The 17,982-nt window shown below is 54.8% G+C and carries 16 protein-coding genes; 3 read left to right on the top strand and 13 right to left on the bottom strand.

Annotation, left to right across the window (positions count from 1 at the left end; genetic code table 11):
• Positions 1 to 567 carry an NUDIX hydrolase gene (locus tag AC6ROY_RS08070; RefSeq protein ID WP_500099705.1) on the bottom strand — a complete coding sequence of 189 codons (567 nt, stop codon included), beginning with the start codon at positions 565 to 567 and terminating at the stop codon, positions 1 to 3.
• Between the two features lie 154 nt (positions 568 to 721).
• On the opposite strand from AC6ROY_RS08070, the gene mciZ reads away from it, so the two are divergent.
• Complete coding sequence (mciZ, locus tag AC6ROY_RS08065) at positions 722 to 952, top strand: Z-ring formation inhibitor MciZ (RefSeq protein WP_500099703.1); 231 nt, start codon at positions 722 to 724, stop codon at positions 950 to 952.
• Positions 953 to 1,090: 138 nt separating this feature from the next.
• On the opposite strand, the gene AC6ROY_RS08060 is transcribed toward mciZ, so the two are convergent.
• Entirely contained in the window at positions 1,091 to 2,242 is a 1,152-nt protein-coding gene (locus AC6ROY_RS08060) for a M20/M25/M40 family metallo-hydrolase (RefSeq protein ID WP_500099702.1), read from the bottom strand.
• Between the two features lie 73 nt (positions 2,243 to 2,315).
• Here AC6ROY_RS08060 and prli42 point away from each other — a divergent pair, with 73 nt between their 5' ends.
• Positions 2,316 to 2,411 (top strand): stressosome-associated protein Prli42, encoded by a 96-nt coding sequence (gene prli42 / locus AC6ROY_RS08055; RefSeq protein WP_500099701.1) that lies wholly within the window; start codon positions 2,316 to 2,318, stop codon positions 2,409 to 2,411.
• 74 nt (positions 2,412 to 2,485) lie between these two features.
• On the opposite strand, the gene AC6ROY_RS08050 is transcribed toward prli42, so the two are convergent.
• From AC6ROY_RS08050 to AC6ROY_RS08030, 5 genes are all read right to left on the bottom strand, one after another.
• Entirely contained in the window at positions 2,486 to 3,931 is a 1,446-nt protein-coding gene (locus AC6ROY_RS08050) for a dihydrolipoamide acetyltransferase family protein (RefSeq protein ID WP_500099700.1), read from the bottom strand.
• A gap of 94 nt (positions 3,932 to 4,025) precedes the next feature.
• Positions 4,026 to 5,006 carry an alpha-ketoacid dehydrogenase subunit beta gene (locus AC6ROY_RS08045; RefSeq protein ID WP_500099698.1) on the bottom strand — a complete coding sequence of 327 codons (981 nt, stop codon included), beginning with the start codon at positions 5,004 to 5,006 and terminating at the stop codon, positions 4,026 to 4,028.
• Positions 5,006 to 6,019 carry a thiamine pyrophosphate-dependent dehydrogenase E1 component subunit alpha gene (locus AC6ROY_RS08040; RefSeq protein ID WP_500099697.1) on the bottom strand — a complete coding sequence of 338 codons (1,014 nt, stop codon included), beginning with the start codon at positions 6,017 to 6,019 and terminating at the stop codon, positions 5,006 to 5,008. The genes AC6ROY_RS08045 and AC6ROY_RS08040 overlap by 1 nt, the downstream gene beginning before the upstream one ends.
• A gap of 183 nt (positions 6,020 to 6,202) precedes the next feature.
• Positions 6,203 to 7,624 carry a dihydrolipoyl dehydrogenase gene (lpdA, locus tag AC6ROY_RS08035; RefSeq protein ID WP_500099696.1) on the bottom strand — a complete coding sequence of 474 codons (1,422 nt, stop codon included), beginning with the start codon at positions 7,622 to 7,624 and terminating at the stop codon, positions 6,203 to 6,205.
• A gap of 41 nt (positions 7,625 to 7,665) precedes the next feature.
• The gene (locus AC6ROY_RS08030) at positions 7,666 to 10,341 is read right to left on the bottom strand and encodes a YhgE/Pip domain-containing protein (RefSeq protein WP_500099695.1); all 2,676 of its coding nucleotides are present in this window, start codon (positions 10,339 to 10,341) and stop codon (positions 7,666 to 7,668) included.
• 183 nt (positions 10,342 to 10,524) lie between these two features.
• On the opposite strand from AC6ROY_RS08030, the gene AC6ROY_RS08025 reads away from it, so the two are divergent.
• Entirely contained in the window at positions 10,525 to 10,794 is a 270-nt protein-coding gene (locus AC6ROY_RS08025) for a DUF2627 domain-containing protein (RefSeq protein WP_500099694.1), read from the top strand.
• 71 nt (positions 10,795 to 10,865) lie between these two features.
• Here AC6ROY_RS08025 and AC6ROY_RS08020 read toward each other — a convergent pair whose 3' ends face one another.
• The 6 genes from AC6ROY_RS08020 to recN form a co-directional block, all read right to left on the bottom strand.
• Positions 10,866 to 12,065 carry an MFS transporter gene (locus AC6ROY_RS08020; protein ID WP_500099878.1) on the bottom strand — a complete coding sequence of 400 codons (1,200 nt, stop codon included), beginning with the start codon at positions 12,063 to 12,065 and terminating at the stop codon, positions 10,866 to 10,868.
• 242 nt (positions 12,066 to 12,307) lie between these two features.
• Positions 12,308 to 13,027 carry a hypothetical protein gene (locus AC6ROY_RS08015; protein WP_500099693.1) on the bottom strand — a complete coding sequence of 240 codons (720 nt, stop codon included), beginning with the start codon at positions 13,025 to 13,027 and terminating at the stop codon, positions 12,308 to 12,310.
• Positions 13,028 to 13,536: 509 nt separating this feature from the next.
• On the bottom strand, positions 13,537 to 14,343 hold the full coding sequence (spo0A, locus tag AC6ROY_RS08010) for a sporulation transcription factor Spo0A (RefSeq protein ID WP_500099692.1): 807 nt from the start codon (positions 14,341 to 14,343) through the stop codon (positions 13,537 to 13,539).
• Between the two features lie 143 nt (positions 14,344 to 14,486).
• Entirely contained in the window at positions 14,487 to 14,720 is a 234-nt protein-coding gene (locus AC6ROY_RS08005; protein ID WP_500099691.1) for a hypothetical protein, read from the bottom strand.
• Positions 14,701 to 16,059: a SpoIVB peptidase gene (gene spoIVB, locus AC6ROY_RS08000; protein WP_500099690.1), complete on the bottom strand. Its 1,359-nt coding sequence runs from the start codon at positions 16,057 to 16,059 to the stop codon at positions 14,701 to 14,703. The genes AC6ROY_RS08005 and spoIVB overlap by 20 nt, the downstream gene beginning before the upstream one ends.
• Positions 16,060 to 16,280: 221 nt before the next feature.
• Positions 16,281 to 17,981, bottom strand: coding sequence for a DNA repair protein RecN (gene recN, locus AC6ROY_RS07995; protein WP_500099689.1), 1,701 nt, complete (start codon positions 17,979 to 17,981; stop codon positions 16,281 to 16,283).
• Between the last annotated feature and the right edge of the window lies 1 nt (position 17,982).

Below are 17,982 nucleotides of genomic sequence, written 5' to 3'. Positions count from 1 at the left end.
TTAGTCGAACGAGCCGGTCAACTGGTACAAGCTCCAGGCGTAGACCGCCAGTATCGTCTTCGCATCGCTGATCCGCTGCTCGCGGATCAACGCTTTCGCTTCATCCAGCGTAATGCCCCACGCCTCCAGAAACTCATCCTCGTCCGGCTTCGCATCCCCGGCTGCCAGGTCCTCGGCCACATACAGATGAAGCAGTTCGTCGGCAAAGCCCGGCGACGTATAGAAGGAAGCGACATGACGGATCGAGCCTGCCGTGTAGCCGGTTTCCTCCACCAGCTCGCGCCGGGCCGCTTCCAGCGGGTCCTCCCCGGCATCCAGCTTGCCTGCGGGAATTTCAATCTGGCTTTTCTCCAGCGGCTTGCGGTACTGCTCAACGACGATCATCCGGTTGTCAGGGGTCAACGCAAGCACCGCTACGGCTCCGGGATGCTTGACAATTTCACGGGTCGCCTCCGCCCCGTTCGGCAGCTGCACCGTATCGACCTGCAGCGTAATGATTTTGCCTGTAAAAATCGGCTTCGTCGACAACGTCACTTCTTCAAACTTTTTTTGCGGCTGTGATGACAAGGTGGATTCCTCTCTTTCGGTGAAGGGTAATGAACAGCATAGCTTAGCTCCACTGTACTCCAAAGATGACCTTCGGGTCAAAGCATCCAGACATAATCGCCGGAACCCTCGCATAGCTTGGATTATAAATCTATGAAAGCCGGGTGAATGGTTGATGAAAGTTTATGCTGCCGATCGTCAAATGCGCTTAGTTGGAAAAGGGTGGGAAATTCGTCGTTACTTGCAGAAAGCTGCCGGTCAAACCGATCCACAGATGAAGCTCCATGATTATTTGAACGAGCAGTTGGTGAAGCCGCAGCACATTCGCCGGCAAAAGTCGGTAAAGCGTTGGGCGAAGCTGTACATCTCGCTTGGTCTGGCGCGCAGCAGCGTCCGGCAAAGCTGATAGCCGCCTAGACCGAGAGATATAAGCGCAAGCACTTGGCTTGGCGCGTTTGACGCCTTCCGCGCTAGCCAGCAGGCTGCGAAAAAAGACGACTGTTCAGGAGCTGAACAATCGTCTTTTTTCATGCGGCTCGACCGATTAAGCGTCCTGCGCGTCCTGGGCTACCTGTTTCACAATCGCCACGACCGCTTCCGTCGTTTTTACGAGGTCCGCAATCGCAATCCGTTCCTTCGTCGTATGAATGTCCAGATAGCCGACCGCCAGGTTAACCGTCGGAATACCGAAGCCGTTAAACATATTGGCGTCGCTGCCGCCGCCGGAATGGAACGTACGCGGCGTGCAGCCGACGCTCGACAAGGCTTTCATCGCCAGCTTGACGACCGGCGCCGTCTCGTCGTACATATAGGCCGGGTAAATTGTCTCGCTGATAAACTCCAGCCTGGCCCCCATCTCATCCGCGACGCTTTGGCAAGCCTGACGCATGCTTTCCACCTGCTGATCCATCCGCTCTTGCGTCAAGCTGCGGGCTTCGCCTTCAAGTCTGACCCGCTCGACCACGATGTTCGTTGCGCCGTCCACGCCGCCTTCGAACCGGCCGATGTTGGCCGTCGTCTCTTTATCGACCCGGCCGAGCGGCATCCGCGCAATCGCCTTGCTGGCTACTGTAATGGCGCTGATGCCATCCTCCGGATTCACGCCTGCATGGGCGGAACGACCCCAGAACGTAATCTGCAGCTTCGCCTGGGTCGGCGCAGCGACCGCGATATCGCCGATGGCGCCGTTGGAATCAAGCGCATAGCCGAAGTCCGCATCCATATGAGACGCATCCATCGCCCGCGACCCTTTCAGACCGGACTCCTCGCCAGCCGTGATCGCAAATTGAATTTGCCCGTGCTCGACGCCGGTCTCCTTCAGCACACGGATCGTCTCCAGCATGGCGGCTAGTCCGGCCTTGTCATCGCTGCCGAGAATCGTCGTGCCGTCGCTGCGGATGTAGCCGTCCTCGCCGATTTGCGGCTTGATGCCTTTGCCCGGCGTGACCGTATCCATATGGGACGTAAAAAACAGCTTGGGCGCCGGCTTGCCCGACTTGATCGTCGCTGGCAGCGTAAAAAACAAATTGTTCGAGCCGTGTCCCGTCTTGGCTGCGGAATCATCCTCCGTCACCGTCAGCCCGTAGGACGTAAACTTCTGCTTCAGCACGGCGCTGATTTCCTGCTCATATTTCGTCTCGCTATCAATTTGGACAAGCTCCAAAAATTCGTCAACCAAACGCTTTTCCTGGATCATGGACTTTCCTCCCAGACCTGAATTGAGTTAATATAGACCTATACGGATGTGCCATATAAGGAGCTGACTACTTGTGCAAAACAAGCTTTTGTTTAAAATCATCGTTTACGTTACACTCGTCACCATGGTGTTGTCCACCGTGCTCCTGACGGTCAGCAGCTTTATGTAAGCCGCCTGCGCCAAGCAGCGCCGACGGCTTCGATACAAAAGCCCCACCGCCTGGTGGGGTTATTTGTCATGCTCTTAATAAAGCTTCGTTTCCTGGTTGTAGCCTTCCAGGTTTTCCTTGACCCGCTGCAGAAAGCGGCCGCATACAATGCCGTCGAGAATGCGGTGATCCAGCGACAGACACAAGTTAACCATCGAACGGACCGCGATCATATCCTGAATGACGACCGGGCGCTTGACGATCGACTCAAACGACAAAATCGCCGCTTGCGGGTAGTTGATGACCGGATACGACAAAATCGACCCGAACGAGCCGGTATTGTTGACCGTAAACGTACCGCCCTGCATTTCGTCGAGCGTCAGCTTGCCTGTCCGCGCCCGGCGGGTCAAGCCGTCGATCTCCCGCGCCAGTCCGGCGATGTTCAGCTGGTCCGCCTTCTTGATGACCGGCGTAACGAGGAAATCCTCCGTGCCGACCGCCAGCGAAATGTTGATATCGCGCTTCACGATAATTTTGTCAGTCGCCCAGACGGAATTCATAATCGGGTAATCCTTGATCGCATTGACGACCGCCTTGAGCAGAAACGCCAAATACGTCAGGTTGATGCCTTCCTCGCGCATAAATTCGCCCTTGAGCTTGTTGCGCAGCATCACGAGATTGGTCACATCCACCTCGATCATCGTCCACGCATGCGGAATTTCCGATTTGCTCTGCTTCATCTTGCTTGCAATCGCATTGCGGATCGGCGTCACATCGACGAGGTATTCCCCGCGTCCGGCGAGCTGCTGCCCTTCGACCTCAATATTCGGCAAGGCCGGGCTTTCCGACAAATGCAGGCCGCTGGAGCGAACCGGCATTTTCGGCGGGTTCGTCATAAATACCCCTGCGTCAGCCGCCGCCTGCGAGGCTGTCCGATTGGCGTCCGCCGCAGCCATAGCCGCCCGCTGCGCGCCGCCGCCCGCCGCAAAGGCTTCGACGTCTTTGCGGGTAATACGTCCGCCCAGTCCGGTGCCCGGCACCTGGGCGAGATCAATCCGGTGCTCCGCCGCAAGCTTGAGCACCGCAGGCGAATACCGTCCGCCCATCGGCTGGCCGGACGTCCCGGCGCTGCCTGCCGGTTGGACGGCAGGCCGGCTGGCTGCGACTGGCGAGCCGCCAGCCCCCGCCAGCGACTGCCCGGCGACGGCTGCGCCTGTCGCCGGGCTCGCGCCGCCGCCAAGCACGCCGCTTGCCGCCGCGCTGCCGCCTGATGCTTGCTGCGCCGCGCCCGGCTCGGCGATCAGACAAATCGCCTGGCCGACCGCCGCCGTCTCGCCGTCTGCCGCAAGCAGCGCAACGAGCGTGCCCTCAATCGGAGACGGCATTTCCACGGTAATTTTTTCCGTAATCAGCTCACATAATACATCATATTGCTCAATATAGTCTCCCGGCTTCTTGAGCCACTTGCCGATTGTGGCCGAAACCAGACTTTCAGCCAAATGCGGAACCTTGACCTCAGTTCCTTGTATGCTGTCGCTCATCGGACGATTCCTCCCCAAAGCATCGGCGGCTGCTTCTTGTCCTGCACAAGCCGGGCCGCCTTATGTAGCCGCGTCAGGCTGCGATGCGATTGTTCTAAAATAAAGCGAGCTTGCGCATCGCTTCCTTGATTTTATCCGTGTTCAACAGGAAAAACTTCTCCATCACCGGGTTCATGCCGACCGCCGGCGTATCCGGCCCGCACAGACGCATAATCGGCGCGTCCAGCTCAAACAGCATTTCCTCCGCGATCAGTGCGGAAATTTCTCCGCCGACGCCGCCGGTTTTGTTCGCCTCATGGACGATCAGCACCTTGCCCGTTTTGGCGGCGGCGGCCAGCACAGCTTCCTTGTCCAGCGGCTGCAGCGTACGCAGGTCCAGCACATGCGCGCTGATGCCCTCCGCCGCCAGCTCCTCGGCAGCCTGCAGCGCATATTGCACCGTAATGCCGTAGGAGATGACGGTAATATCCGTGCCCTCGCGCCTCAGCGCCGCTTTGCCGATCGGCACGATATAATCTTCGTCCGGAACTTCGCCGGTTACGCCAAGATAACATTTTTTATGTTCAAAGTATAAGACCGGATCTTCATCGCGGATCGCTGCCCGGAGCAGCCCCTTCGCATCGTACGGATTGGAGGGCGCTACAATTTTCAGCCCCGGAATGCCGAAAAAAATGCCTTCCGGACATTGGGAATGGTACAGTGCTCCGCCCCCGGTCGCCCCGTAAGGCGCGCGGATAACGACGGGGCAGTTCCAATCGTTGTTGGAGCGGTAGCGGATGAGCGACGCCTCGCTAATGATCTGATTTGTCGCAGGCAGCATGAAATCGGCGTATTGCATTTCCGCTACAGGCCGCAAGCCGTACATCGCCGCGCCGATCGCCACGCCGGCAATCGCCGACTCAGCGAGCGGCGTATCCATGACCCGCTCCTCGCCGAACTGGTCGCGCAGCCCCTTGGTGGCGTTCAGCACGCCGCCCTTGCCGACATCCTCGCCCAGCACGAATACCCGCTCGTCGCGCTCCATCTCGTCCCGCATCGCGGTGCGGATCGCCTCCAGATACGTGATAACCGCCATTACGCCAGCCCTCCCTGATTCCCGTATACATGCAGCAGCGTATCCTCCGGCACCGGATGCGGCGCCTGCTCCGCATAAGCGGTCGCTTCCGACAGCTCCTGCTTGATCCGCGCGGCCAGCTCGGCATCCTGCTCCTCCGACCAGATGCCGCAGTCGATCAAATAGCTGCGCAGGCGCGGGATGCCGTCGATCGCGCGGTTCGCCTCGACCTCCTCCTTCGTCCGGTACAGCAGATCGTTGTCCGAGGTGGAGTGCGGAGGAATCCGGTACATATCCGCTTCAATGAGCGTCGGCCCTTCGCCGCGCAGCGCGCGCTCCCGCGCTTCCTTCACGACGCGGTACACCTCCAGCGCATCGCGCCCGTCCACCTTGATGCCGGGAAAGCCGTAGCCGACTGCGCGCTCTGCGATGCTGCCCGCCGTCTGCTTGTGGAGCGGCACCGAGATCGCATACTGGTTATTTTCGCACATGAAAATCACCGGCAGCTTGTGTACGCCCGCAAAGTTGCAGCCCTCGTGGAAATCGCCCTGGTTGCTGGAGCCGTCGCCAAACGTGACAAACGATACAAACGGCTTGCGCTGCAGCTTGGCGCCGAGCGCAAAGCCGACCGCATGCGGCACCTGCGTCGTCACCGGGCTGGAGCCGGTCACAATGTTCAGCCGCTTGGAGCCGAAATGCCCCGGAAGCTGGCGTCCGCCGCTGTTCGGGTCCTCCGCCTTGAGAAAAACGGACAACAGCAGCTCGCGCAGCGTCATGCCGACCGTCAGCACGAAGCCGTAGTCGCGGTAATACGGTAGAAAGTAATCCGTTCCCTTCTCCAACGCGTAAGCCGCTGCGACCTGAGCTGTTTCCTGTCCGATGCCCGACACGTGAAACGCAATTTTACCGGACCGCTGGAGCAAAAAGCAGCGCTCGTCGAACATGCGCGCCTGCAGCATGTATGTGTACATCTCGATGACTTGATGATCCGTCAGTCCGAGCTGTTGATGCCTGGATGTTTGTCCGATAGTCATGGGGCAATCGCCTCCTTGAGTAGATCGCGGCTCCGCCAATTGCACAGAGCCTTTCATAATCAGCGCCAAACCTAGCAGCTATTCTTATTACCTGGTGCTAATACTTGACGCTATATTTATATTATAATCGGATTCGTTTATGAACACAATTTTTACTTGCAGCGCTGCACGACTATGTATCGTTTAGAAGCTGATGGATTTGCCGTCCACGGCCAGCATCGCTTCGCCGACAATTTCGGATAACGTCGGATGCGGATGGATCGTCTGCCCGACCTCCCACGGCGTCGCCTGCAGCAATTGGGCCAGCGCCGCTTCCGAAATAGAGTCGGTTACATGCGGGCCGATCATATGGACGCCCAAAATGTCGCCGCTCTCCTCGTCCGCCACCACCTTGACAAACCCGTCCGTTTCGCCGAGCACCCTTGCCTTGCCTAACCCCTGAAACGGCAGCTTGGCCGTTTTCACCTTGCGGCCCTGATCCAACGCCTGGCCTTCCGTGAAGCCGATGCTGGCAATTTCCGGCCGCGAATAGACGCAGCGCGGCACCTGATGAGCCGCCGTCCGATGCGGCGTCAGTCCGCTGCCGTGCTCCGCCGCCGCCACGCCCTCATGGGCAGCCGCGTGCGCAAGCTGCAGCCCGCCGATGCAATCGCCGACCGCATAAATATGAGACTCTGCGGTTTGCATATTCGCATTGACCTTAATAAAGCCCTGCTCCACCTTCACGTCGGTCGCATGCAGTCCGATATCCTCGACATTGGCCTGGCGGCCGACACAGACAAGCGCGATTTCGGCCTGCAGCTCCTCCAGCTCCTCGCGGCGCTTCACGGACAACCGGACGCCCTGCGGCCCGCGCTCCACCGTATCGGTCTGCACCGCAGCGCCTGTCAGAATCGTCACGCCGCGTTTTTTCAGCAGACGCTCCAGCTCGCGCGAAACCTCCTCGTCCTCGGCAGGCAGCAGACGCTTCGCAAATTCGACGACCGTCACCTTCACGCCGAAGTCGCTGAGCATGGACGCCCATTCGATGCCGATTACCCCGCCGCCGATAATGATCGCAGACTCCGGCAGCCGCTCCATGCGCAGCGCTTCGTCGCTGTTGAGAATGGAGACGCCGTCCGTCTCCAGTCCAGGCAGCGCGCGCGGCCGGGACCCAGTCGCAATAATCAGCTTGTCCGGCACTAGCGTCACAATGTCTCCATCCGCCTGCTCGATCGAAACAGCCCCGCTGCGCGGCGAGAAAATCGTGGGACCGATGATGCGCCCCTTCCCCTGAAACACGGTAATTTTATTTTTCTTCATCAAATATTGCACGCCCTGGTACAACTGCTCGACAACGGATTCCTTGCGGGCCGATACTTTGCGGTAATCGACGCGGACGGTATCCGCCTCGATGCCGAAGCGCTCGCTTTCCTTCATCAGAGCGAACAGCTCCGCGCTGCGCAGCAGCGCCTTGCTCGGGATACATCCCCTGTGCAGGCACGTCCCCCCCAGCTTGTCCTGCTCGACGATTGCGACCGTCTTGCCGAGCTGGGACGCCCGGATGGCAGCCGTATATCCCCCGATTCCACCGCCAAGCACGACGATATCAAATGTTTGCGACATCACGAACCCTCCCCCTTTCGCTCATCACGAGCTGCGCCTGTCTAGGCGATAATTTTAGTTTTCTTCGCGTTTTCGGACGAACGCCGAATCATCCCGCTCAGCGGGCGCTTGAGGAACAAAGCCACGATCAGCGCCAAGGCCATAAAGCCAAGCAATGCCAGCACATCGCGCGCGACCGTTTCCCATAGCAGGCCGCCCACCGGCTCCCGCAGCAAGCTGATCGCATACGTAAACGGCATAAACGGATTGAGCATCTGGAAAAAAGGCGACGTCATGCTGATCGGAAACGTACCGCCGGAGCTGGAAAATTGAAAGATCATCAAAATAATCGCCAGCCCCTTGCCCATACTGCCGAACACCGACAACAGCGTATACGTAATCGTCACAAACGCAGCGCTAACGAGCATGGCAAACACGATAAACCACAGCTTATCAACTACATAGGTGCCGAGAATAACTACATCTCCCAGCGTCACGCATACCGCCTGCAGCAGTCCGATGGTCAGAAACGTCCCCAGCCTGCCGATATACAGCTGGTAGTCCTTGTACCGGCCAGCCGGATTTTCAGGGTCCGGCCGCAGCATCGAGATCAGCAGTGTAGCGCCGACCCAAAGCGACAGCACCCCGTAAAACGGCGACATCGCTGAGCCGTAATTCGGGATCGCATACAGCTTGTGCTCCTTGATTTGCACCGGACTGGCAAGAAATTCGCTTTCCTTCTGAATATCGCCGCGCAGCAGCTGGGCCAGCTGGGCGAAGCTGTCATCGGACTTGACCTCGCGCAGCTTGTCGGCCGCCTGGCGCACCGCAACTTCCAGCTGCGGCAGCTCATGGTTCACCAGTCCAGCCACGCGATGCACGCTGTTTTCCAGCTCCGGCAGCCGGTTGTTGACGAAGTCAGCCAGCTTATTCAGCTCCTGCTCCACCTGGGGCAAATCTTGTTGCACAAAGGCAGCCGCTTTATCAATTTTGGCGCCGATCAACGGCAGCTCATCGCGGATAAACGGCGCTGCAAGCCGAATAGCATCGGCAAGCTCGCCGCCCTTGCTCTGCAGCGCCGAAGCGATGGCATGCACCTTGGCGCGGGTGTCCGGCAGCGCGGCTTGCAGGCGAAGCAGCTCCTGCTGCGCGAAAGTCAGCCCTTCACGGGCTGTCTTCAGCAGCTCGGCAACGTCGGGCAGCCGATCCCTCGCCTCCTGCAGACCCTCCGCAGAAATCGCGCCAGCCTGCTGCAGCTTGCCCAGTCCCTCCTTGAGCGTCGGGACGATATCCTGATCATAGTGCTCAAGCAGCTCGTTTAAGCCGAATTTCAATTGCCTGTTCAGCACCATCAGCCGCTGAAGCGTCTCGGCAGGCGGGGTCGTCCGGCTGTCCAGCGCCGACTTGACGACGCCCAGCAGCTTGATTTGCACAGCCAGCTTCTCGGCCAGATCCTCCAGCCGCTCGATCGGCGCTTTCAGCCGCTCGCCCGGCACATGGCTGTCCACAACCTTCAGCGCCTGCGTGATGCGCGCCAGCACCTCGGACGCCTTGCCCAGCCGCTCCAGCAGCGACTGGATGTCCGCAGACGTCGGCAGCTTGTCCGCGTCCACCGACTGCAGCTTGCCGAGCAGCTGCTCGGCGGCGCTTGTCATTTGCCAGATGAGCAGCAGGTTCTGCTTCACCGTCGGGCTGAATTCCTGAATCGCCGCCTGGCTTGCTGCCAGAAACTGATTCAGACGGTTCGTAAATGCCAGGGCGTCTCCGCTGAACGTCTCAAGCTTGGGCAGCTGCTGTTCGGCCGCAGTGACAATTTGAAGCGCCGTATTTGTTTTGTCCAACGCCGTATCCAAGACTCCGCCCAGACGGTCAACGTGCTGGTCGATCTCCTGTACGCGCTGCACCGCCTGCTCGATCTGCGGCAGCTTGTCCTCCAGGACAAGCACCTCGGAAGCGGCGCTGTTGATCGCCGGCCAGCTTTGCTGCAGCTTGAGTACCGTTTGCGCCGCCTCCTGCACCTGCGGGAAGCTTTGCTGCAGCCGCACAATGTGCTGCGCCTTCTCCGTAATCTCCGGCAGCTTGCTCTCCAGCTCCAGCACCTTTTGCCCGGCCGCTTCAATTTCCGGCAGCTTGCTTTCCAGCTCGAAGATGCCGCTCTCGACCTTGCGAATCGTTGGCAGCTCGTCATTTAGCTGGATGCCAAGCTCCTTCAGCTTCGTCAGCACAGCTTCGCTGACAGCCTCCGTGAAGCCTTCGTTAATTTGCTTCGTAATGGCCGAAATGCCGGAGCCGGTTATTTTCGGCGCAATCGCATTGACCTTTTCATTAACCGTATACACGACCTCCGGCCGCGTCACATCGCCCCGGATGATGCCGGTAATGCGCGAAGAAAAGTCAGCGGGAATGAGCAAGCTGGCGTAGTAGGTTCCTTTCTCGACGCCGCGCTGCGCCTCCTCCTCGCTGACAAAGCTCCAGCCCAGCTTTTCGTTCTGCCGCAGATTATGGACCAGCTCCTCGCCGATGTTGACCGGCTTGCCTTCAACCTGCGCCCCGCTGTCCAGGCTTGTGACGGCAATCTTAATCCCGCTTGTATTGCTGTAAGGGTCCCATACCGACATCACATTCACCCAATCGTACAGACCGGGCAGCAAAATAATGGAGCAAATCAGAAGAATGCCCGTAGGCACCCGAAAAATATGGTTCCAATCCGTTTTGTAAATGCTCCAGATGTTGCGCATCACATACCGCCTTGTCTAGGATGTTTATGTTCTTGAACAGTTCTTATTTTAGAGTAACACTCCTTATTGTAACCTTAATTCACCACGGAAATATAGTCCATTTTGTGAAATGGCATGAATTTCGCCGCAGAATATGATAACGTTAAGAGGATCATGCATTCTCCGTTCTGAAGGAGCTATCTTATGAAAGCGGTTGTACAACGATTCATCGCGATGCTGCTGCTCGTGATTCCCGGCCTGATGGCCACCTACGGTTTTTTGGCTATGAAGGACGCTTGGTTTGCCCAATTCGAAACCGCTGGCGGGTCCGGCGGCATTCTGTGGTGGAAGCTGATGATCGGCTTCATCTTATTCGGCATCGGCGTCGCTTTTATCGGCGGCTGGACCTTTTTCCGCGACCGCAAGCGCAATTATGTCGCCCCCCGGTTTCGTCAGAAACGGAACAAGCGATAGCTTCACCCATCCGGCTCAACGGGCCAAGGGCTTTCCCATTAGCGGGAAAGCCCTTGGCCCGTTGCGGCCGATTACACTAATTCCCCGCGCTTTTTCAAATAACGATACAGCATACAGCCACAGAGCGAGCTTAAAAGCGCACACAAGCCAATAAAGCCGTAGCCCGCTTGCAGCCCGCGCAGCAGGCTGATCACGTCACCCTGGCCATACATCGTTTTGACGGTTTCGATGATGAACCCGATCACATAATTGCCGATGACGCTGCCGAGTCCCATCAAGGTGACCGTGAATGTGATAGCCGTATCGCTGCCTTTCGGGTACCGCTTGGCAATAAAAGCCATCACCGTTGGATAAATCATCGCGATTCCGATCCCTGCTGCCGCAAACAAAAACGACCACGGCTCCCCGCCAACAAGCGCAGCAAACGTACAAAGGGCGGAAATACCCGAAAATATAATGAGGGAAAACGTGAAGCCAATTTTATCCGTCACCGGTCCCAGCAGTAGTCTGGCAAGTGAAAACAAGAGAAAAAAGACAGCTAGCAGCCCGGATGCCTGAACGGTGTCCCAATGGTAGGCTTTTTCCAGAAAATTCACCAGCCATCCGCCAACCGCAAGCTCGGATACGACACCAAACGAAAGAATCAGCACCATCCACCACAAGGCCGGGTCCTTCATCAATTCCTTAAAGGGAGTGCGGCTTTCACTCGGAAGATCATCACCCGGAAACGAGCTGCGCAAAGCCGTCAGGATCGGAAGCAAGGATAAAGAAAGCATGGCCAGATACATCCCTCGCCAGTCCAGCGTATGACCAAGCACCTGAATCGACATCACGCCTGTTGCAGCCAGCGGCGCGACCGTTGAGCTTATGCCATAAAAGAAATGGGACAGATTCATCATCGTCCCTACATTTTTGACAAAAATGCGCGCGCCAAGAATAGCCAGTGCAATCTCCAGCATCCCGTTTCCGATATACATCAGAAAATAAGAGGCAGCAAATACCGGATACGTGTGGGAAATAAAAATAAAAATACCTGAAATCAGCATGGAGGCGAACGAGAGAATGCTCGCAGCCTTAATCCCCCATTTGCGCACGACAATAGCGGTAAACGAGCAGGCAATCAAGTACCCTAATGCGTTCAAGGACAACAAACTGCCTAGTTGCTCTTCATTTAACTGGAAATCAAACTGAATCCTTGGAATCGCCGGGCCTTTGATATTCTCCGAGATGCCGAAAATGATAAAGCCCAAAAAGATCGTGACAAGCTGCATCGCATAAACTTTGTTAAACTTGCTTGCTCGTTGTTCCAATCGTGACTACCTCCCGAATACATGCACCTATAGAGCCCGCATCATCTTCATTCTAAAATTCGTTGCTTGTCATGAAAACACCTCTCTATTTCTGCGATGTTTAGAGCAGTTCATATATTTGCCAGCATAGCCAATACCCGGTGTCGCTTGCCAAATCTCCCCCTTCGGAACCGAAGGCGTATGTTTGCTGCGTGGAAGCGGTATTATATGTAACGACGGAATTTTCTTCTTTGATTGTCGTTTCCTATCAGTTTTGTTTCAAATTTAATAGCTTGATATTTTTTATATTCTCCTAGTGCTTCGGCATGTAACAAATCAATATATTCTCTTTCCTTAATACTCTCTTTTAAGACACCTTTGAATAAATCTAATTTTTGTAATTTATCCAGTAAAGAATAGACCCTTGTAATTATTTTAAAACCAATCCATAGACTTAGAGCAAGGATCACCAAAAAAACTGCTTCTTCCACTCCGACTCCCAGAAATAAAGTGAAGGGTTCCTCTTGCACTTTCATAACTTTTACAACTTCATCTGTGTCGGTTATCATTGTCTTAGTTGTGTGAATACTTTCTATACTTAACTTATTCATTAATCTAATGAGAACTTCTTTCAAAGTATTAATTACTAAAATAAACAACACGCTAAAAAAGGAAATTACGATCCCTAGAATGGAAAATCTACTCAAGTCTGCTATATTATTTTCAACATTATTTAATAAAGCTTGAGCTTCGTTTACAGAATACTCTCTTTTTAGGTAACTTTTAAACTGCATATTAAGACTAATGGAATCATGAATTGAACAATCGTTTTTGAAAAATTTCTTTATTAGTGGTATTTGTCTACACAGAGCCACAATTGTTCCTTCATTTTTACCATAAAACTTATTTATTAGTTCAAGTTGGGAGTTCAATGTGCTTTTCATGTTATTCCTCGCTTTTCTGTGAAAGTGATTTCAGCACATAGTACCGTCTGAGTTTCACATATATACTCAATTGGCGTTCTGACAACATCCTTGAACTATCCGGAAAATAAGAACAAATCGCCTTTGTGAGTTTTCTTTTCCGAATAAATGTGCCTGAGCCGCGCTGAATTGACCAAGCATCCCTTTTCATTCAAAATGCTTCCTCGGTATGCCTGAAACATTGATATATGGGTCGAGATGAACGTCCGAGCCGTTGGAATACTTGCTTATTCCAAGCTGCTCCATCTTCAAATACAATGTAACAACTTAAAGGTTTGTTTAGGATGTGAAATTCCATGTCTGTCATAAGAAATACCACTCCTTTATAGGGTTGTTGGGAACCCAATAAACAAGTGGTATTTGTTGGCTTACTCATTCGATATTTATTGACTCAAAATGTCCGCTTTCGGATATTTATAGCCAAAACTGCAATAGCCCTTGACACGCTCAAAGCCTTACGGCTCTTGCCTTCACGAAACCTTATGCTCAATCCGCAGCTTATCCGCCACCATCGCAATAAACTCGCTATTCGTCGGCTTCGACTTGCTGATATTAATCGTATACCCGAACAGATGCGAGATGCTGTCAATATTCCCGCGCGTCCAGGCGACTTCGATCGCATGGCGAATCGCGCGCTCGACGCGGCTTGGCGTCGTTTTGTATTTTTCGGCGATCGCCGGATAAAGCGTTTTCGTGATCGCTCCCAGAATTTCAATATTGTTGTACACCATCGTGATCACTTCGCGCAAATACTGGTAGCCCTTAATATGCGCAGGCACTCCGATTTCGTGGATGATCGACGTGATGTTTGCATCCAGGTTCTTACCTTTCGGAAGCTGCACGACATTCGCCTTCAACGAGCTTTGCGAGCTAAGCATCGGCATCGGAGGCTGCGAGGTGTGGACCAGCTGCCGGATACGATTTGTTAGAATTTCCATATCAAACGGCTTGAGGATGTAGTAGGAGGCGCCGAGCTGAACCGCTTTTTGGGTAATATTTTCTTGTCCGAATGCCGTAAGCATAATAATTTTGGGCTGTGGGCTCAAATCCAGTTCACGCAGCTTTTCGAGCACACCGAGTCCGTCCAGATGCGGCATGATGATATCGAGAATCAGTACGTCAGGCACCCGGCCGCTTTGCTCGATCAGACGAAGCACGTCATTCCCGTTGTAAGCCACTCCGGTAACCCGCATATCGTCTTGCTCATCAATGAATTCGGACAACAGGTTCGTAAATTCCCGATTATCATCGGCTAAAAGAACTTCAATGGTTGGCAACGGCAAGCTCTCCCTTCATATGTGAAGCTAAACAATTTGCTTAAATTTTCCTTATGTAATGATTTCGACATCGGCTTTCAAATTCCTTCTGTCGAATATTATTTTTCTGGATTTTTTTTCTGTTTTCTATTATAATGGAAAATTTAATTCATGAAAGCACAATTCTCGACAAATGGCGTGGCGTTCAGGCAGACGATGCTTCTATAAGACGAGGGCTGCGCGCTTTTTGTTGCACGTCGGGTAAAGTTAATTTCAGCGGCAAAACAACTTGCATCAATGGGATCTGACCCCCGGTCGGCCAGCAGATTTTCGCCATTCGTTGTTTGAATTTCCGCCTGAGAAAAAAGCAAGGCCAGCTCAGCTGGCCTTTCGTTCATTATCCTCTACGCCCTGCTCCAGGCTGCTTGGTCTAAGCATGATCCCTGCATCCTGCAGCATCCATTCGATAAAACAGCCATACCCGCTAGTCGGGTCATTAACAAATACATGCGTCACAGCTCCGACGACTTTGCCGTTTTGGATGATCGGACTGCCGCTCATCCCCTGTACGATGCCGCCTGTTTTATCAATCAGCTTCGGATCGGTAATTTTAATGACCATTCCTTTGGTTTGCGGCATTTCCTGCTTGGCGACATGCACAATTTCAATCGCAAACTTCTCCACCTTTTGCCCGTTTACGACTGTGTAAATTTGCGCCGGCCCTTCCCGCACCTCCTCGGCGAAAGCAACGGGCAGCGCCTTGTCGCTGAAGCCGTGATCAGGCGAGTCATTCATTTTGCCGAAGATGCCAAACTGCGTATTTTTCTCGATGTTGCCGATCGACTTGCTTTCTCTGGAAAATTGCGCCCGTTTCTCGCCCGGCTCGCCGTTTTGGCTTTTGGAAATCGACGTGACGTTTGAATGAACGATATCGCCGCCGCCGACCACAATCGGCGACTGCGTGTCCATGTCGGTAATGACATGGCCAAGCGCTCCGTAGACGCCTTGATCAGGCGCGTAAAAGGTCAGCGTTCCGACACCTGCCGCCGAATCGCGGATATATAGACCAAGCCGGTAAGCTTTATCTACAATATCGTAGGCCGGATTAATCGGAATATCAAGCGTGTCCTGATTGCGGACAATCGTCAGCTTGATCGGCCGCCTGCTTTCTCCCGCTTCCTTTACCAGCTCGGCGACTTTGCTGACGTCCTGAATCGGCTGCCCGTTCATTTTGACAATCAGATCGCCAAGCAGCACCTTCGCTTCCTCGCCGGGGGATGTCTTCTTGTCGTCTGCGATCGCAACCAGATGGTGACCGACCACCATAATACCGGCTGACTTGAGCTTTACGCCGATGGTTTGTCCCCCCGGCACGACCTTGAGATCAGGCACGACGTTGACCTTAACCGTCTTGAACGGGATCGCGCCAAACAGCTTCAGCTTCATTTCCGCTTTACCTGCCTGATAAGATTCCAATGAGATCGGATGATGAAGATCGACGCGGAAGGAATGCTCCGTCGAACCGTTCACTTTCACAATTTCCGGATGGTTCACGGTAATCTGAGCGCTGACGGGTACAGCCAGCTTCAGATGGGCTTGCTGTCCGGTGAACAATCGGAGCTCCTCGGGGAATGAGGCAAAGCTGCGGAAAGGGGTGGTCAAGCTACCCAAACAAACGAAGAGGACGAGCACTAATCCAATCAATCTTTTTCCCTGGTTGGAACTCAATTCGCTCACGCTCCCTTGCTTCCTTTGCTTAGCGGCGCCGACTTCCTGCTTGCTCGGAAATCAGCGTCACACCTGCGAGGCAAACGTTCCGTTTCGTCAAACGATTCGTCAACCTGCCGCGCAGCACCGCCGTTTGTGTACCTTTAAGGTAACCCCCCGCCATCGCTTTTATAACTCCAAAATGCTCCCACAACCGTTAAAAACCGTACAGCTCAAGCCCCCTTTTCCTGTTAAGCCAGCTTTATTTTTTGCCCCTGCGCCAGCTTGATCATCTCTTGCGCATGCTCCAGCGTTTTATCCGTCACCTCGACGCCGCCGAGCATCCGGGCCAGCTCATGCACCCTTTCGCCGTCAGGCAGATCCACAATATTGGTGAAGGTCCGTTTGCTGTCCGTTGTCTTGCGAATCAAATAATGCACATCAGCCATACAGGCCACCTGCGGCAAATGAGTGATGGAAAACACCTGGCAGTCTCGCGACAGCCGCGACATCCGTTCAGCAATCGCCTGGGCGGCGCGTCCGCTCACCCCGGTATCCACTTCGTCAAATACAAGCACGGGAATGCGGTCTACCCGGGCGAAAATGGATTTCATCGCCAGCATAATCCGTGAGATTTCGCCGCCCGAAGCGATTTTGCTGAGCGAACGCAGCGGTTCGCCGGGGTTGGCAGAGATCATAAATTCCACCTGATCCGCCCCGTCCTGCGTAAACCTCGGCTCGCGTCCAGCTTCGACCTGCACCTTAAATTGCGTTCGCTCCATATGCAGCTCGCGTAGCTCGGCCACGATTTCGGCTGCCAGCCGTTCCGCAACAGCCAGCCGCTTCAAGGTCAGATCGGAAGCGAGCCGCGACATCCGCTCCATCGCTGCCTGCTCCTCCCGCTGCAGCTTCTGCAGCCGTTCATCCTTGTTTTCGATCAGGCTCAGCTCGGCTTCGATTTTATCGGCATACACGATAATCTCCTGTACGTTGTCTCCGTATTTTCTCCGAAGTGAGGAGATTGTATCCAGCCGCTGCTCAATAAAATCTAACCGGGACGGATTAAATTCAATTTCATCCCGATAATCGCGCACCTGGTAAGCCGCATCCTCCAGCTGATAGAAGGCGGACTGCACCTGCTCGGCGAGCGGCTGCAGCCGGGACGTATCGTAGGAGGCAATATCCTGCAGCTTTTGCATCGCCCGCCGGACGACATCCAGCCCTTTGCCATTGCCATAAATCAGCTCGTACGCATCGGCCGCGCTCTGGTACAGCTTCTCCGCGTTGGACAGCTTGCGCCGCTCCTCCTGCAACGCCTCGTCTTCGCCGGCCTTCAGCTTCACCGAACGAATTTCTTCCACTTGAAATTTGTACAAATCGGCCATTTGCAGCGCCTGCTGACTCGCCTCCTGCAGCTCGCGCACTTGCTTGCGAACGGCCTGGTAATCGGCAAAGGCGCTCTGGTATTCCCGTTTGACCGGACCGATGCTCGGCTCCCCGAACGCGTCCAGAAAGCGGATATGGCCTTCCGGGTGAAACAGCGACTGGTGCTCATGCTGACCGTGAATATTTACAAGGCATTCGCCGATTTCCTTCAGCATGGCGAGATTAACGAGTTGGCCGTTCACCCGGCTTGTACTTTTGCCTTGCGCCGAAATTTCCCTGCGGACAATCAGCAGCTCATCCGGCGCTCCTTCAATGCCAAGCCGCGACAGCACCGCCCAGACAGGATGATCCGCCGCAACCAGAAACGATGCCTCCAGCGACGCTTTATCACTGCCATAACGGACAAGCTCCGAGGAGCTGCGTCCCCCGGCAATCAGGCCAAGCGCGTCGATAATGATCGACTTGCCGGCCCCCGTTTCCCCCGTCAGCACATGAAATCCGGACTTGCAATGAAGCTCGACATGCTCGATGACTGCTAAATGACGAATTGACAATTCCAGTAGCATA

It is taken from the genome of Paenibacillus sp. sg306046, assembly GCF_059821225.1.
Note: the sequence above shows the minus strand (reverse complement) of the source record. Positions and strands in the feature narration are given on the sequence as shown.

Coding starts and splice junctions, on each gene's coding strand:
- mciZ (WP_500099703.1), top strand. CDS start 722: ATGAAAGTTTATGCTGCCGATCGTCAAATGCGCTTAGTTGGAAAAGGG.
- AC6ROY_RS08060 (WP_500099702.1), bottom strand. CDS start 2,242: ATGATCCAGGAAAAGCGTTTGGTTGACGAATTTTTGGAGCTTGTCCAA.
- AC6ROY_RS08050 (WP_500099700.1), bottom strand. CDS start 3,931: ATGAGCGACAGCATACAAGGAACTGAGGTCAAGGTTCCGCATTTGGCT.
- AC6ROY_RS08045 (WP_500099698.1), bottom strand. CDS start 5,006: ATGGCGGTTATCACGTATCTGGAGGCGATCCGCACCGCGATGCGGGAC.
- AC6ROY_RS08040 (WP_500099697.1), bottom strand. CDS start 6,019: ATGACTATCGGACAAACATCCAGGCATCAACAGCTCGGACTGACGGAT.
- lpdA (WP_500099696.1), bottom strand. CDS start 7,624: ATGTCGCAAACATTTGATATCGTCGTGCTTGGCGGTGGAATCGGGGGA.
- AC6ROY_RS08030 (WP_500099695.1), bottom strand. CDS start 10,341: ATGCGCAACATCTGGAGCATTTACAAAACGGATTGGAACCATATTTTT.
- AC6ROY_RS08025 (WP_500099694.1), top strand. CDS start 10,525: ATGAAAGCGGTTGTACAACGATTCATCGCGATGCTGCTGCTCGTGATT.
- AC6ROY_RS08020 (WP_500099878.1), bottom strand. CDS start 12,065: ATGCAGCTTGTCACGATCTTTTTGGGCTTTATCATTTTCGGCATCTCG.
- AC6ROY_RS08015 (WP_500099693.1), bottom strand. CDS start 13,027: ATGAAAAGCACATTGAACTCCCAACTTGAACTAATAAATAAGTTTTAT.
- AC6ROY_RS08005 (WP_500099691.1), bottom strand. CDS start 14,720: ATGAACGAAAGGCCAGCTGAGCTGGCCTTGCTTTTTTCTCAGGCGGAA.
- recN (WP_500099689.1), bottom strand. CDS start 17,981: ATGCTACTGGAATTGTCAATTCGTCATTTAGCAGTCATCGAGCATGTC.